The organism is Bradyrhizobium sp. SZCCHNR1017 (assembly GCF_032381375.1).
In the GTDB taxonomy this organism is placed as follows: Bacteria; Pseudomonadota; Alphaproteobacteria; order Rhizobiales; family Xanthobacteraceae; genus Bradyrhizobium.
The window spans coordinates 364,785-379,606 of the sequence record NZ_JAUHIR010000006.1 but is presented as its reverse complement, the minus strand read 5'-3'; the positions used below and the strand labels follow the sequence as shown (position 1 = coordinate 379,606).

The window sequence follows — 14,822 nt, the reverse complement described above, 5'->3', positions numbered from 1 at the left end:
GCACGAGTCACGCGTGACGCGGCAGGTGCCGCCTCAGTAGAGCGGGAGCGGCAGGGCGGTGCCACCCGGGCCAACCATGAGGCCCCAGGCATCGCCGGCGGCGAGCTCCAGCGTGTCGATCACGGCGGGCCGGCGGGCGATCTTCAGCTCGTAGCGGTGCTTGCCTGGCGGCAGGTCGAGCAGCGGGCCGTTGGGCGATTGCGGGCTGCCGGTGCCGGCCGCGATCCCGATCGTCTGCCCGTTGATGGTCAGCACGGCGTCGGTGTCGCCGATATTGCCGAGCATCAGCTTGGCCCGGCCAGGCTTCGGCAGGATGCCGGCCTTGGCCGCCGCTTCTGCGTTCCTTTGCACCAGGTTGACCGAGGTCTCGCCCTTGGCGCGCCCGAGCGTGAGCACGGCGGGTCCCTGCGACGAGGTAAAGGTGAGCCGGACCCGATCGGGGCTGGCCTGCGCGTCCTCGGGCTTCTCCCGCCAGCCGAGCCTGGTCAGCTCGGCGCGGTAGAAGGCCGTGACGGCACCGAGCTCGGCCGGGACGCTGGCCTCCAGCTCCAGCCGCAGCGGCGTGTCCGTTCCCGGCGCCCTGGACCGCGACAGCGCGGTCGCGCTGTGCTGCTTCGGCACCGGCAGCGCCGAGTCGGGATCAGCCTCGAGCGGCGTCGCGTCCTTGGTCGGTCGGGCCGCGGCCGAAGGCCGGGCGGCGGCGAGCAGGCCGGTGCCGTCGGCCGTGACGTTCACCTTGGGGCCCATCTGCATGATCGTGAACGCCACCGACTTGCCCTTCGCCGAGAACTCCAGGCGCGCCATGGTCGGATTGTCGATCACGGTCGGCGACTCCTTCCAGCCGGCCGTCTTCAACGTGGAACGGAAGAAGCCGGCGAGTGTCTTCACTGACGAAGCCGACTTGAACGCGAGCTGTCCCCGGTCGCCATCGAAGCTCACGGCCTCGGCGGTCTCGGGCAGCGCGATCGGCGCCGGATTGTCGGCCAGCGGCTTCACGGGCGCATCCGACATGGCGCCGGCCTGCACGGCGCGGCGCGCCGCGTCGGCGGCGATCACCTGCTTGGCCATCGCGGCGGCATCCGCCATGAACCTGTCGTCGGCGTCCTTCTTCGCCTTGGCGCGGGCGGCCAAGGCGGCTTCGGTGGTGCGCATCGACAGCTCGACCATGGTGAGATCGTACTTGCGGGACAGCTTCAAGGTCCCGTTGTCCTCGGGCGCGACGACCTTGAGCGTGACCTCGTCCGGCGTTCCCGGACCGGCCGTCTCGATCCGCCAGCCGCGCGCGGGGATCTCCCGCGTGTAGAAGGCGAGCACGGCCGGCAGCTCGGCGATCACGGCGGCCTTGGCCTGCCGGGTCGGCAAACTCGCGCTGCCGAGGCTTTGCGACCACTTGGTCGGCTTCGGCATCGGCAGGCCGGCGTGGTCGTCGCCGGCTTCGAGGGTGGAGGGCAGCGCGAATGGCGCGATCCGGATCTCGACATGGGTCCGGCCGTCGTCGCGCCGGGTCAGCGTCAGCATCACCGGATTCTGCCGGCGATAACCGTCGCCGTCGTCATGGCCGTAGAAGGCGCGCACGCCGCCCGGCGCGGTCTCGCTCAGATCGGCATTGGGCCAGCGCGCGGCGGCCCCGGCGGTCAGCGGCTCCCAGCCGAGGGCGGACATCTCCTTGCGGAACAAGGTCCGCGCCGCATCCAGCGTCATCGGCGCGATGCATGACAGATAAGGCCGCGTCTCGTCGAACACGATGTCAGCAGCGCCATCGGGGAACGGCAAATTGGCGTAGATCCGCTGCGGCGAGTAGGTCACCTCCGACTGCCCGGCGCGGCCGGCGCTGCCCGTGAAGAAGACCAGGAGCCCCTGCTTGCCCTTCTTGTAGCTGAGCGTCGGATTGCGCTCTTCGAGCGGCCTGACATACCGCACCCAGCCGTCGGCGCCGAGCAACTGCTGCGTGGCGGTATTGGCCGCAGCGACAGGCGCCGGCAGACGATAGATGGCGCGGTAGCGGTCGGGATGCGACGTGTCTTCCACCGCACCCTCTAGCCGTGGCAGCGCGTGGACGTCGACGATGGCGTCGTCGGCGCGCGCAGGTCCGGCACAGCTCGCGAGCAGCAACAGCCCACACGCGAACCGACGCAGCCGCGGCGCGGCGATGGCCTGCTGCCAAAGCTCTGACATCATCGATCTCCGGGATTTCGAGTTCGGGGCGCTTGGGCCCTCGGGCGCTGGAGGAGAGCGGTTGGCGCCGGCGTGCCATCCAACGACAACTAGTCGAACCCGCGAACTGATAGGTTCAACGGCGGAATGAGTTACCGCCGCGCGCTGATCCGCCCCGCCTCGACGTCGAAGATCTCGCCGAGCTCGCGTAGTTCGGCAAACGCCGCGGGATCGGCGCCGGTCAGCCATACCTGGGCACCGAGCGTGCCGAGCTCGGCGAACAAGGCGGTGCGGCGGCCGGGATCGAGATGGGCGACGATCTCGTCGAGCAGCAGCATCGGCACGATGCCGGTGGTTTCGGCGACCAGCGTCGCATGCGCGAGGATGAGGCCGATCAGCAGCGCCTTCTGCTCGCCGGTCGACGCGTCGCGCGCCGGCATGTTCTTCGGCGCATAGACGACATGGAGATCGGTGAGATGCGGACCGTCGAGCGTGCGGCCGGCGGCGGCATCGCGCGCGCGATTGTCGCGCAGGACAGCGCGATAGCGGTCCTCGACGGCGAGGGCCGGCTCGCTCAGCAGCGCATTCTCCATCCAGCCGTCGAGCGCAATCTCGGCGGACGGGAACGCCGAGGCTTGTCCGCGCTGCCGCAGCATCGCGGCGAGCTTCACCGCGGTCTGGCCGCGGCTCGCGGCGACGGCGACCGCGAGCTCCGCGGTCTCGCGCTCGATCGCGTCACACCAATGATCGTCGAAATTGCGGACCTCGAGCAGCCGGTTGCGCGAGCGCAGCGAGCGCTCCAGCGCCGACACCCGGCTCGAATGTTCGCTGTCGATCGCGAGCACCAGGCGGTCGAAGAAGCGCCGCCGCTCCGAGGCCGCGCCCATGAACAGGCCATCCATCGAAGGCGTCAGCCACACCATGCGGATATGATCGCCGAAGGCGGCGGCCGAGCCGACCGGTTCGCGGTCGATGCGGCAGCGGCGTGTTGTGCTCGCATCGCTGCGCGGCGGCTCGATGCCGGTGCCGAAGGTCGTCAGCCCCAGCGCGCCCTCGACCTCCGCCGAGACCGCCCACGACCCGTCGCCCTGGTTGTCGGCGACGTCCTCCAGGGTGGCACGGCGCAGGCCGCGGCCCGGCGCGAAGAACGAGATCGCCTCCAGGCAATTGGTCTTGCCGGCGCCGTTGGCCCCGACCAGCGCGACCATGTCCGCCTGCACGCTGACGCTGGCAGCGCGATAGCTGCGAAAATGCGTCAGCGCGAGACGGTGGATGCGGGAGGGGGTCATGGGGTGGAGTTGCAAGCCCAGTTCTGTCATTGCCGGGCTTGACCCGGCAATCCATCGTCCGCGTCAGCGGACGATTTCATCATAGAGATCGCGCCAGTCCGGATTGTTTGCGACGATCAAGTCGACCTTCCATTCGCGTGACCAGTGCTTGATGTTCTTCTCACGCTGCAATGCCGCGGCGATCGTCTCATGCGCTTCGAAATACACCAGGCGCTTGATGCCGTAGCGTCGGGTGAAGCTCTCGGCGAGTCCTTCGCGATCGAGATGGATGGCCGGGTCACGCCCGGCCATGACGAGTTAACTTAAGAGCTCGCAGCGGATCACTTGTCACACGCGCATCGGCATCAGCACGTACAGCGCATTCCTGTTGTCACGGTCCTGGATCAGCGTCGGCGAGCCTGGATCGGCGAGCCGGAGCACGGCGACCTCGCCCTCGATCTGGGCAGCGATGTCGAGCAGATAGCGCGAGTTGAAGCCGATATCGAGCGCGTCGGCGGCGTATTCAACCTCGAGCTCTTCGGTCGCGCTGCCGGAATCCGGATTGGTCACCGACAGCACCAGCTTGCCGGGCGCCAGCGCCAGCTTCACGGCGCGGCCGCGCTCGGAGGAAATGGTGGAGACGCGGTCGACGGCGGCGGCGAAATCGGCCTTATCGACGACCAGCTCCTTGTCGTTGTTCTGCGGAATGACGCGGCCGTAATCCGGGAAGGTGCCGTCGATCAGCTTCGAAGTCAGCACCACCTGCCCCAAGGTGAAGCGGATCTTGCCCTGCGACAGCTCGATCCTGATCTCGCTGTCATTGTCCTCGATCAGCCGCTGCACCTCGCCGACGGTCTTGCGCGGCACGATCACGCCTGGCATCTCGGCGGCGCCGGCCGGCTGCGGCAGGTCGACCTGGGCGAGGCGGTGGCCGTCGGTGGCGACGGCGCGCAAGGTCGGCTGCTTGGCGGTGCCGCCGGCGTGCAGATAGATGCCGTTGAGGTAATAGCGCGTCTCCTCGGTGGAGATCGCGAACTGCGTGCGGTCGATCAGGCTCTTGATGTCCTTGGCGGGAACCGCGAAGGCGTGCGTCATGTCGCCTGCGGCGAGATCCGGGAAGTCGCTCTCCGGCAGCGTCTGCAAGGTGAACTTGGAGCGGCCGGCGCGGATCGCGAGCACCGCGCGCTCGCCGTCGCTCTCCAGCACGATCTGCGAGCCGTCCGGCAGCTTGCGGACGATGTCGTAGAACATGTGCGCCGGAACTGTGGTCGAGCCCGCGGTGGCGGTCTCGGCAGCCAGGGTTTCCGTCACTTCGAGATCGAGATCGGTCGCGCGCAGCGACAGCCGGGCATTCTCGGCGCGCACCAGCACATTGCCCAGGATCGGGATGGTGTTGCGGCGCTCGACCACACGATGGACGTGGCCCAGCGACTTCAGGAGCTGTGCGCGTTCGACGGTCACCTTCATTGTATTATACCCGCCCGTTCCAACTGAGCTTGTCCTGGAATGCCGGCGGGCTATAGCAGCGCCGCGGCCGATGGCACCTCGCGCCCGAACGGCGCTTGGCCAGCGTCCAGGAGCGTGAGGGGGAGGCGTAAAGTGGCGCGGATGAGGCTCAAGCGCAAGGGATGCGGAGCCGATTTCCCATGTTTCGGCAGGCTCTTCCGTGACCCGGAGGCAGGGGCCGAGCATGACGTCCGAGGACAGCGTCGAACGGCCGGGACAACGGCCCGGCTGGGGGCGAACCTTCTGTCCGCTCCCCTGGCCGTGCGTGCCCTCTAATCCTGCAACTGGCGCTTCAGCGACTCGACTTCGTCGTTCAGCGCGACGTCCTTGCCGACCAGCGCCTCGATCTTGCGCACCGCATGCAGCACGGTGGTGTGGTCACGCCCGCCGAAGCGGCGGCCGATCTCGGGCAGCGAGCGCAGGGTCAGCGTCTTGGCGAGGTACATCGCGACCTGGCGCGGGCGCACCACGTTGGCGGTGCGGCGCGACGACAGGAGGTCGGAGCGGCTGACGTTGTACTGCCGCGCCACGACGCGCTGGATGTCCTCGATCTTGATGCGCTTCGGTTCCTGCGGCCGCACCAGGTCGCGCACCTCGCGCTCGGCCATGTCGAGCGTGACCGGCTGGTTGTTGAGCTTGGAATGCGCCAGCAGGCGGTTGATCGCGCCCTCGAGATCGCGGCCGTTATGGGTGATGGAGCGGGCGAGATAGTCAAGCACCGGCTCCGGCACGTCGAAGCTCGCATGATGCGCGCGGGCCGCCGCGACGCGCGACTTGAGAATGCCGAGGCGGAGATCCTCGCCCAAAGTTGCCATCTCGACGACGAGGCCGCCGGCAAGCCGCGAGCGGACGCGATCATCGAGACTTTCGAGGTCGGACGGCGGCCGGTCGGCTGCGATCACAACCTGACGCCCTGCGTCGATCAGCGCATTCAGCGTATGGCAGAACTCCGCCTGGGTGGATTTGCCCTGCAGGAACTGCAGGTCGTCGATCACCAGCACGTCGATGCCGCGCAGCGCCTCCTTGAAGGCCAGCGCGGTCTGCGATTTCAGCGCTGCGACGAAGCCGTACATGAATTTCTCGGCGGTGAGATACAGCACCTTGCGTTCGCCGCCGGCGTTGCCGGCCCAGGTCACGGCCTGCAGCAGATGCGTCTTGCCCAGCCCGACACCGGCATGGATGTAGAGCGGGTTGAACATCACGGGATCGCCGCGGCGACCGTCGGCAACCTGGCGCGCCGCCGCATGGGCCAGCGTGTTGGCGCGGCCGACGACGAAGCTGGCGAAGGTCAGCCGCGGATCGAGCGGCGAGCCGCCGAGCGCATCATGGCTCGTGGCGAGCGAAGCCGCAGCCGACGCCGTTCGCGCGTCGGCGCTGGTCGCCGGCCTGGCGTCGTTGCGTTCGGCGCGGCGGGCTTCGACGGCGACGGGAGCTTCCTTGACCGGTGCCGCGCAGCGCATCGCGGTGCGAACGGACAGATCGATACGGTGCACCTCCGGCATCTCGGCCTGCCAGCACGACAGCACGCGCTCGGCATAATGCGCCTGGATCCAGCTCTTCAGGAAACGCGTCGGCACCGACAGATGAACGCTTTCGTCCTGGACGGCTTCGAGGTCCATCCGCGCGAACCAGCTCGTATAGACGTCCTCGCCGACGGTCGAGCGCAGCCGACCCTTCACGCGAGACCAGCGTTCCTGTTCCGAATTTGTCATGGCAGTCGCAACTTTTCGAATTGAGTGGTGGTGTCGTGTGATCGCCGGGCAGACGTCCCGTGAAAGGACACGTGTGCCGCAGCGAGACCTCGAGCGGAGGCTCAACTCCAGACATGGCTCGCCGTTCGGCGTGGACGCCGTCGGGCCATCAATGCTGGTGGAAGAAGCTTCTCCGCGAGGTCAGCGCATACTCAGATGCGCGATGGACGCGGGAGGGCCGATCGCCGTGCTGGCAATGGCCGGGCTGGAGATGTCGATCACTTCAGTGTTGACCGCCAAGGGTGCGTTATCCGGAACCAGCCTGTAGTGTGTGCCCGCAATGTGTCCGTAAAACATGCAACCTCCCCGCCCTGCCGTGATTGCTCACGGCAAGTTGTCATCCCAATGCCGCCGCGCCCGAACCCCAAGATTCAGCCGCACCGCCGTACATCCCCGTCCAACTTGTCCACTCGCTGAGCGAAGCCGCCACGAGCTCCAGCCGGGTCGACCGATGTCGTATTTCTCTTGTTCAAAGCGGCGCAACGATGATGCTGCGCCCGAGAAATTTCGACAAAGTTCGATCGTTCCCCATATTGCTATGGGTACAGATCCGGCCATCGCTTTGGAAAGCGTCGCCAACGCGCACACCGCCGCCGATTTGCACGTCCGCCCCGTTTCTAAAACCGCGCTGGTCTCAAGATCGTGGGCGCCGCGAGTGATTAAAGAAATACACGATGCGTCAGGACTCGCAATCCATAAGATCGGAGCACGCGTTACGAGTCTTCGCAGCGGTTGCGACGCGGTGTTGCGCGTTAAGAAAGCAACGTTTTGAATCATCGCGAGGAATCTCGGATGTGACAAACAACATCGTCTGCCCAAAATTTCTTCATAATTTTTTTATGTTTCGACCGGCCTCACCCGCTTTTCCAATCACTTGGTCGCGCTATGCGCTTAAGTCATTTTCGAGACGATGTTTTTCGCGATTGCTCGAAGCGGGTAACTCCCGCGATGCGCGGTGCGCAAAGTGAACGGCGCATCGTGCGCACTTGACATCGATGCGCAAGCGAGGCGCGCAGATTCGCATTGTTTCAGGTGAGACAATATTGTCACCGCGTAGAATTACGGAACCTCACGTAGGACTACGGAGCGTGTGTCAGGCGCACACGACATCGCGTGTGTTCCAACACGCGCGAAGATCGTATTCGCGATGCAATGTCGCCATCAAATAGAAGGCGCGACGAGATGGAGGAGTGCGCGCCAGCGCAATGTACAAAAGAAAAGCCCGGCGCGAGCCGGGCTGTTTGCATCTTGATAGTTCGTCAGCCGCCCGGTCGCGTCACTTCGCGAGCTTGGCGATCTGATGCGTGAGGCGCGACACTTTGCGGCTCGCGTTGTTCTTGTGAATGATGTTGCGCTGCGCGGCGCGCATCAGCTGCGGCTCGGCATTGGCCATCGCCTTCAGCGCGGCGTCGCGATCGCCCTTCTTGATCGCGTCCTCGACGGAGCGAACGGCGCCGCGCATCTGGGTGCGGCGCGACTTGTTGATGATGGTGCGGCGGGCAATCTTGCGCGTCGCTTTCTTCGCGGAGGTCGTGTTGGCCATGCTCTCAAATATCCTTCGGCGGCGAGCAGTCGCCGCTCTTGCGGGTACGCGCGCGGCCCGCTTGACGCGGCCCCATCGACGCGGTGGGTTGTTCGGACGCCTCTCTGAGAATGCCATGACCGGAGCGGATGCTCGGCGGATCGGCGCTGCTCAAAGAACAGCGGCGGCGGGATTGCGCCCACCGCCAATGGCGACCTTATAGGGGCAGCCCTGCCGAGCGTCAACGGTCTCGGAGCGCCCGCGGCGGCCGGAATCGACCAAAACCCGGTTCTAAGCCCCTGACGAGGTTGAATTTCTGCGGGGCCCCCGCTATGGCCTTGCTGCCCGCAAGGGCGAGCGAGAGAGGGCAGGTGAGGCATGATCCGCGGTTTTTTCCGTCTGGTAGGGCTGTTGCTGCTGGCCGGAAGCTTCATCTTCCTGGTCTATGACGGCGCGCGCTGGGTGGCCGACCAGACCCTGCAGTTCACCCGTTTCGGCCAGCTCTGGAACGACGTCCACCAGGCGAGCCAGGCCGCCTTCAAGGCCTGGATCGAGGCCAAGGCCCCGTTCCTGTGGGAGTGGATCGTCAAGGTATTTTTGGATCAGCCAGTGTTTGCGGTGCTTGGTCTGCTCGGAATCCTGCTGATGCTGCTGTTCCGGCCGCGCAAGCCGCTGATCGGCTACGGGCGCGACTGAGCGCGGCGGTTCGTCTCGTCGCGCCGGCAGCTGTCTTGGATTCCGCTGGCAGCGCGGCGCGGGAACCGCTGGCGCGGCGTAACAGCGCTACTGCCGGACCCGTAGAGCCCTATATATTCCCCTGACAAGAGGTCATCGCGCCGTGGGCCGTCCCGCGGGCGCTGGCCATGAGCGGAGACATCCCATGTTCTTCATGCGCAAAGCCCCTGTCATGCCGTCTGCCGCCGAGGCGCTGCCCGGCCGCGCTCAGCCGATCCCCACCGCCGCGACGCATTTCGTCAACGGTCGCCGCCTGTTGCCGCCCTATCCGGACGGCCTCGAGCAGGCCGTGTTCGGGCTCGGCTGCTTCTGGGGCGCGGAGCGCAAGTTCTGGCAGCTCGGTGACGGCATCCACGTCACCGCCGTCGGCTATGCCGGAGGCCATACGCCAAACCCGACCTACGAGGAGGTGTGCTCGGGGCAGACGGCGCACACGGAGGTCGTGCTGGTGGTGTTCGATCCCAAGACCGTGTCCTACGAGCGCCTCCTGAAGACGTTCTGGGAGAGCCACGACCCGACCCAGGGCATGCGTCAGGGCAACGACGTCGGCACGCAATATCGCTCGGCGATCTACACGTTCAGCGACGCGCAGCGCGAGGCGGCCGAGGCGTCGAAGACGGCCTACGAGTCGGCGCTGCGCGCCAAGGGGCTCGGAGCGATTACGACGGAGATCGTCCCGGCAGGGCCGTTCTATTTCGCCGAGGATTATCATCAGCAGTACCTGGCCAAGAATCCGGCCGGATATTGCGGCCTGGGCGGAACGGGCGTCGCGTGCCCGATCGGAGTCGGCGTGAGCGCATAGGCAGGCTGAGCGCGCCCGATCACGGTGAACATCGGATCCCTCTCCCACGCCGTGGGAGGGGGATTTTTTCCGGCGGCTTTCACCGTGGCCCGCTTGCGACGGGGACTACACGCGCCAACGGTTTGTTAACCTTAACCGCGCATGACTAGCGCACATCCTCATTCAAGGATTGTTCGAGTGCGCGCGTTGTTTGTTCCGGTCATTGCCGTCCTGTCCGCGATCCTGTTGTCGGGCTGCATGCAGACGATCTCCCCCGTCGCTGCCGTCCAGCCGCAGAGCGATCTCGACGCGATGGCCTATGGAACGCCTTCCACCGGCCCGGTTGCCGCCACCGGGCAGGGCGGGGCGATCCCGGCGCTGCGCAACTCGTTCGCTGCCGCCACCGGCGCAGGCGCCTATGTCGTTCCCGCCGGCTATGCGCCGGCGCGCCGCGACTCCGCCTATCATCTCGACGCCGGCGATAAGCTGCGCGTCGTCGTCTACGGCCAGGAGGGCCTGACCAACACCTATGCGATCGATGCGTCCGGATCGATCACGATGCCGCTGATCGGCAGCGTGCCGGCGCGCGGCCGCACCACCGCCGGCCTCGCTGCCGAGATCACCGCCAAGCTGCGCAACGGCTATATCCGCGAGCCCTCGGTGGCCGTCGAGATCGAAGCCTATCGCCCGTTCTTCATCCTCGGCGAGGTGCAGGCGCCCGGCCAATACCCCTACGTGCCCAACATGACGGTGGAGAGCGCGATCGCGATCGCCGGCGGCTTCTCGCCTCGGGCGCGGCGCGACGTCGTCACCCTGACCCACACCGATGCTTCCGGGGCCGCGCGCTACGAGGTGCCGCTTGGCACCTCGCTCAAGCCGGGCGACACCATCCAGGTCGGCGAGCGCTGGTTCTGATCTCCGCACGAGTGATTGCGGCTCAACGCCTACCCGAGCACCTGCGTCGACCTGACGCTGAGTGACGCGAGGCTCCTCGCAATGACGGTGGTTGGACGTTCAGCGCAGGTGCTGCGCAAAGAACGCCAGGCTGCGCGTCCAGGCGAGATCGGCGCTCGGCTGATCGTAGCTGGCGCGCTCGTCGCAACCGAAGCCGTGCTGTGCGCCGGGATAGACGAAGATCTCGACGTCCGGCCGCTTGGCCTTGATGGCCTCGACGTCGCTCAAGGGGATGCCCGCGTCCTTCTCGCCGAAATGTAGCTGGGTCGGCACCGTCGGCTTGTCGTCGGCGAACCGCGCGACAGCGCCGCCGTAATAGCCGACGGCAGCGCGGAGGCCCGACAGCTTGGTCGCAGCCGCATAGGCGATGCTGCCGCCGAGGCAGAAACCGATGATGCCGACCGGCCCAACATTCTTCACGCCGTCGATTGCGGCCTGGGTGTCGCGCAAAAAGGCCGCCCAATCCGGATTGGCGACGAACTTGCGCGCGACCGCGATCTCGTCGGGCGAATAGCCTGAGGTGAAGCCGGGCTCGACGCGGTCGAAGATCGCCGGCGCGATGGCAACGTAGCCCGCGGCGGCAAGGCGGTCGCAGACGTTGCGGATGTGATGGTTGACTCCGAAGATCTCCTGGATGACGACCAGCGCGCCCTTTGCAGTTCCCGTCGGATCGGCGCGATAGGCGCCGAGCTGGAAGCCGTCGGATGCCTTCAGCTTGATATCTTGTCCCACGTTCTGTCCTCTTTGCGGTCGTCAAGCGCGCGTCAGCGCCACATCCAGTTGGTGCCGTAGTCCTCTTTCCAGCCGGTCAGCCGTCCCCTGCGGAACTTCAGGTAGAGGCGGTGATGGTGCGGGACCAGTCCGCTGCCGCCGAGATTACGCAGTGCCAGAAAGGTCTCGTTGCCGGGCGCGCCGTTCAGATAGATCAACGGCTGCTCCAGCACGCGCGATGTCTCACCGACATCCATGCCGAAGGCAAGCGGCGTGACGTTGGATAACGTCGCTGTGAAAGGCGCGTCGGCGACGCCGAGCGTCTGCCCTGCCGCAGCAGGGCTTACGGCCGACAGGCTCGGCAGCATGGCCGCAGCCAGGCACAGCGTCATACGTACGGATGGTCTCATGGGCTGAAATCTCCTTTCGCTGTCGGCGTTGGCTGCACCTTCTTAACCTGCCCGGCGTCACCAGCCCAGCATCGTTCGCGCTGCACAACGCAAATGCCGTTTCATGTGGCAGGCCGGCGTTCAAATCTCGTTGCGTCGCCGTCGCAACGGGATCATTCTTATGATGGCTGGCATCTATCCGGTGGGTCCCAGCGAATCGATAAAACCGAACTTCGCCATAAGCGAAGTCGCACGCCGGGCGGGGAAGAAACCAAATGCCCAATCTCACCATCAACGGGCGGACCATGTCCGTCGACGCGGCGCACGACACGCCGCTGCTATGGGTCATCCGCGAGCAGTTGCAGATGACCGGCACCAAGTTCGGCTGCGGCGCCGGGCTGTGCGGCGCCTGCACCGTGCATGTCAACGGCGAGGCCGTGCGCTCGTGCCAGACCATGGTCGGCGACGTCGCGAACAAGAAGATCACGACCATCGAGGGGCTGTCGCAGAAGGGCGATCATCCCTTGCAGAAGGCGTGGATCGCCGAGCAGGTGCCGCAATGCGGCTACTGCCAGTCCGGCCAGATCATGCAGGCGGCCACGCTGCTCGCCAAGACCACGAGCCCGACCAAGGAGGAGATCGTCGCGCATATGGACGGCAATCTCTGCCGCTGCATGACCTATTCGCGGATTCAGAAGGCGATCCAGCGCGCCGCGTCCGAAATGCGCACCGCGTCCAACTCGAGCGACCGGAGAGCGACATGAACCAGCACGTCAAAACCAATTCCTCGGTCGCGACCGATCTCAGCCGCCGCTCCTTCCTGGTCGGCACCGCCGCCACCGGCCTCGTGCTCGGCTATGCCGGCCTCGCCGACAGCGCACTGGCGGCCGCGGCGCCGGCCAATTTCGAACCCAGCGTCTGGTATGCGATCGCGCCGGATGGCCTGGTCACCGTGACCTGCGGCAAGGCCGACATGGGCCAGCACATTGCGTCCACCATGGCGCAGATCGTCTGCGAGGAGCTCGGCGCGGCCTGGAAGGACATGCGGGTCCAGCTCGCCTCCAACGATCCGAAGTTCAACGATCCCGTGCTCGGCGCCCAGATCACGGGCGGCAGCTGGAGCACGATGATGAACTTCGATGCCATGAGCCGCGCCGGCGCCGCGGGCCGCATCGCGCTCACCGAAGCCGCTGCGACCGCGATGGGCGTGCCGGCCAACGAACTCGTGGTGCGCGACGGCGTCGTGATGCATCCGAAGTCCAAGAAGCAGATGAGCTACGCCGAGATCGTCAGGAGCGGCAAGATCACCAAGAGCTTCACGCCTGACGAATTGAAGGCGCTGACGCTGAAGACGCCCGATCAGTACACGATGATCGGCGTCTCGGTGCCGCAGCTCGACATTCCCTCCAAGACCAACGGCACGGCGAAATATGGCATCGATACGATGCTGCCGGGCATGGTCTACGGCAAGGTCGTCACGCCGCCGGTGCGCTTCGGCGCGACGGTCACCGCGGTCGACGACTCCGAGGCCAAGAAGGTGCCGGGCTTCATCAAGGCGGTGACGCTCGACGACAAGACCGGCTCGACCTCGGGCTGGGTGGTGGCGGTCGCCAACACCTATGCCAACGCCAGGAAGGCGGCGGACGCGCTCAAGATCAGCTATGACAAAGGCCCCTATGCCAATGTCAGCACCGACACCATCATCACCGAGGCGATGCGGCTGCAGGCGCAGGACGATGCCGGGCAGTTCTTCGTCAAGGACGGCGATCCCGTTGCAGCGATGTCGGGCGCGGCCAAGGTGCTGGAGGCGGAGTACACCACCAGCATCAACATCCATGCGCCGCTGGAGCCGATGAACGCGACCGCCGAGTTCAAGGGTGACATCCTGCACATCTACACCGGCAATCAGTTCGCGACCCGTTCCGGCGCGATCGCGGCGGCTGCGGCCGGGATCGATCCGAAATACGTCGTGATGCACCAGGCCTGGCTCGGCGGCGGCTTCGGCCGCAGGCTCGATGCCGACATGATGGTGCCGGCGGTGCAGGCGGCCAAGGCGGTCGGCAAGCCGGTCAAGGTGATCTACTCGCGCGAGAACGACATGACGATGGACTACTCGCGGCCGCTCACCTACCAGAAGGTCAAGGCCGGGCTCGACAGCAACGGCAAGCTGATCGCGCTCAGCCATGACGTCGTCTCGGCCTGGCCGACGGCGCGCTGGGGCATCCCGGACTTCCTGTCGCCCTCGGTCGACAAGAAGGGCCCGCTCGACTCGTTCACGGTCAATGGCGCCGACTTCTTCTACACCGTGCCCAATCATCATGTGCGCGCGATCAAGAACGAACTCGCGCATAATGCGACGCCATCGGGACAACTCCGTTCGGTGGCGCCGGGTTGGACGTTCTGGGCGGTCGAGAGCATGATCGACGAGATCGCGGTGGCCTCGGGGCAGGACCCGGCGCAGTTCCGCATTGCGCTGCTCGACGGCAAGGGCAAGAACGACGGCGGCGCGCAGCGATTGCGCAACACGCTGCTGGCAGCGATGGGCCTGTCCGGCTACGGCGCCCGGAAGCTCCCGCAAGGCGAAGGCATGGGCGTCTCCTGCGTTTCATCGCAGGAGCGTGCCACGGCGAGCTGGACGGCGTGCGTCGCCCATGTCGCGGTTGCGCCCACGGGCGCGGTCACGGTGAAGAAGCTCACCGTGGCGACCGATGTCGGCACCCAGGTGCATCCCGACAACATCCGCGCCCAGGTCGAGGGCGCGGCGCTGTGGGGGCTGTCGCTGGCGATGTACGAGAAGGCGACGCTGAAGGACGGCGGCATCGAGCAGACCAACTTCGACAGCTACACGCCGCTGCGGATGAGCCAGGTGCCGGAGGTCGCGATCGCCGTGATCGCCAATGGCGAGAAGGCGACCGGCGTCGGCGAGCCCGCGGTGACCGTGGTCGCGCCAGCGCTCGGCAACGCCATCTACAACGCCTGTGGCGCGCGGTTGCGCTCGCTGCCGATCACCGCCGCAGCGGTCAAGGCGGCGATGAAGGCCTAGCGTCGTCG

At 66.4% G+C, this 14,822-nt stretch carries 15 protein-coding genes; 6 read left to right on the top strand and 9 right to left on the bottom strand.

Features of this window, described 5'->3' with window-relative positions:
• Positions 1 to 33: 33 nt before the first annotated feature.
• The 6 genes from QW863_RS18040 to QW863_RS18015 form a co-directional block, all read right to left on the bottom strand.
• Positions 34 to 2,175: a hypothetical protein gene (locus tag QW863_RS18040; RefSeq protein ID WP_315715019.1), complete on the bottom strand. Its 2,142-nt coding sequence runs from the start codon at positions 2,173 to 2,175 to the stop codon at positions 34 to 36.
• A 131-nt stretch (positions 2,176 to 2,306) separates the two neighbouring features.
• The gene (gene recF, locus QW863_RS18035) at positions 2,307 to 3,443 is read right to left on the bottom strand and encodes a DNA replication/repair protein RecF (protein WP_315715020.1); all 1,137 of its coding nucleotides are present in this window, start codon (positions 3,441 to 3,443) and stop codon (positions 2,307 to 2,309) included.
• A 63-nt stretch (positions 3,444 to 3,506) separates the two neighbouring features.
• Positions 3,507 to 3,734, bottom strand: coding sequence for a GIY-YIG nuclease family protein (locus tag QW863_RS18030; RefSeq protein ID WP_315715021.1), 228 nt, complete (start codon positions 3,732 to 3,734; stop codon positions 3,507 to 3,509).
• A 36-nt stretch (positions 3,735 to 3,770) separates the two neighbouring features.
• A complete protein-coding gene (gene dnaN, locus QW863_RS18025; protein ID WP_315715022.1) occupies positions 3,771 to 4,889 on the bottom strand; it encodes a DNA polymerase III subunit beta in 1,119 nt (372 codons plus the stop codon).
• Between the two features lie 311 nt (positions 4,890 to 5,200).
• On the bottom strand, positions 5,201 to 6,640 hold the full coding sequence (dnaA, locus tag QW863_RS18020; RefSeq protein WP_315715023.1) for a chromosomal replication initiator protein DnaA: 1,440 nt from the start codon (positions 6,638 to 6,640) through the stop codon (positions 5,201 to 5,203).
• Between the two features lie 180 nt (positions 6,641 to 6,820).
• Entirely contained in the window at positions 6,821 to 6,976 is a 156-nt protein-coding gene (locus QW863_RS18015) for a hypothetical protein (RefSeq protein WP_315715024.1), read from the bottom strand.
• Positions 6,977 to 7,130: 154 nt separating this feature from the next.
• Between QW863_RS18015 and QW863_RS18010 the strand changes: the two genes are divergently transcribed.
• Positions 7,131 to 7,451, top strand: coding sequence for a hypothetical protein (locus QW863_RS18010; protein ID WP_315715025.1), 321 nt, complete (start codon positions 7,131 to 7,133; stop codon positions 7,449 to 7,451).
• Between the two features lie 504 nt (positions 7,452 to 7,955).
• On the opposite strand, the gene rpsT is transcribed toward QW863_RS18010, so the two are convergent.
• A complete protein-coding gene (gene rpsT, locus QW863_RS18005) occupies positions 7,956 to 8,222 on the bottom strand; it encodes a 30S ribosomal protein S20 (RefSeq protein WP_315715026.1) in 267 nt (88 codons plus the stop codon).
• A gap of 357 nt (positions 8,223 to 8,579) precedes the next feature.
• Here rpsT and QW863_RS18000 point away from each other — a divergent pair, with 357 nt between their 5' ends.
• The 3 genes from QW863_RS18000 to QW863_RS17990 all read left to right on the top strand — a co-directional run bounded on the left by QW863_RS18000 (position 8,580) and on the right by QW863_RS17990 (position 10,632).
• A complete protein-coding gene (locus QW863_RS18000; protein ID WP_315715027.1) occupies positions 8,580 to 8,897 on the top strand; it encodes a hypothetical protein in 318 nt (105 codons plus the stop codon).
• A gap of 184 nt (positions 8,898 to 9,081) precedes the next feature.
• Complete coding sequence (msrA, locus tag QW863_RS17995; RefSeq protein WP_315715028.1) at positions 9,082 to 9,738, top strand: peptide-methionine (S)-S-oxide reductase MsrA; 657 nt, start codon at positions 9,082 to 9,084, stop codon at positions 9,736 to 9,738.
• A gap of 177 nt (positions 9,739 to 9,915) precedes the next feature.
• The gene (locus QW863_RS17990; protein WP_315715029.1) at positions 9,916 to 10,632 is read left to right on the top strand and encodes a polysaccharide biosynthesis/export family protein; all 717 of its coding nucleotides are present in this window, start codon (positions 9,916 to 9,918) and stop codon (positions 10,630 to 10,632) included.
• Positions 10,633 to 10,731: 99 nt separating this feature from the next.
• Here QW863_RS17990 and QW863_RS17985 read toward each other — a convergent pair whose 3' ends face one another.
• Together QW863_RS17985 and QW863_RS17980 are read right to left on the bottom strand one after the other, a co-directional pair.
• Positions 10,732 to 11,403, bottom strand: coding sequence for a dienelactone hydrolase family protein (locus tag QW863_RS17985; RefSeq protein ID WP_315715030.1), 672 nt, complete (start codon positions 11,401 to 11,403; stop codon positions 10,732 to 10,734).
• A gap of 32 nt (positions 11,404 to 11,435) precedes the next feature.
• A complete protein-coding gene (locus QW863_RS17980; protein WP_409977940.1) occupies positions 11,436 to 11,750 on the bottom strand; it encodes a hypothetical protein in 315 nt (104 codons plus the stop codon).
• A gap of 296 nt (positions 11,751 to 12,046) precedes the next feature.
• On the opposite strand from QW863_RS17980, the gene QW863_RS17975 reads away from it, so the two are divergent.
• A complete protein-coding gene (locus QW863_RS17975; protein WP_315715032.1) occupies positions 12,047 to 12,535 on the top strand; it encodes a (2Fe-2S)-binding protein in 489 nt (162 codons plus the stop codon).
• Positions 12,532 to 14,814: a xanthine dehydrogenase family protein molybdopterin-binding subunit gene (locus tag QW863_RS17970; RefSeq protein WP_315715033.1), complete on the top strand. Its 2,283-nt coding sequence runs from the start codon at positions 12,532 to 12,534 to the stop codon at positions 14,812 to 14,814. Before QW863_RS17975 ends, QW863_RS17970 begins: the two co-directional genes overlap by 4 nt.
• Positions 14,815 to 14,822 lie beyond the last annotated feature (8 nt).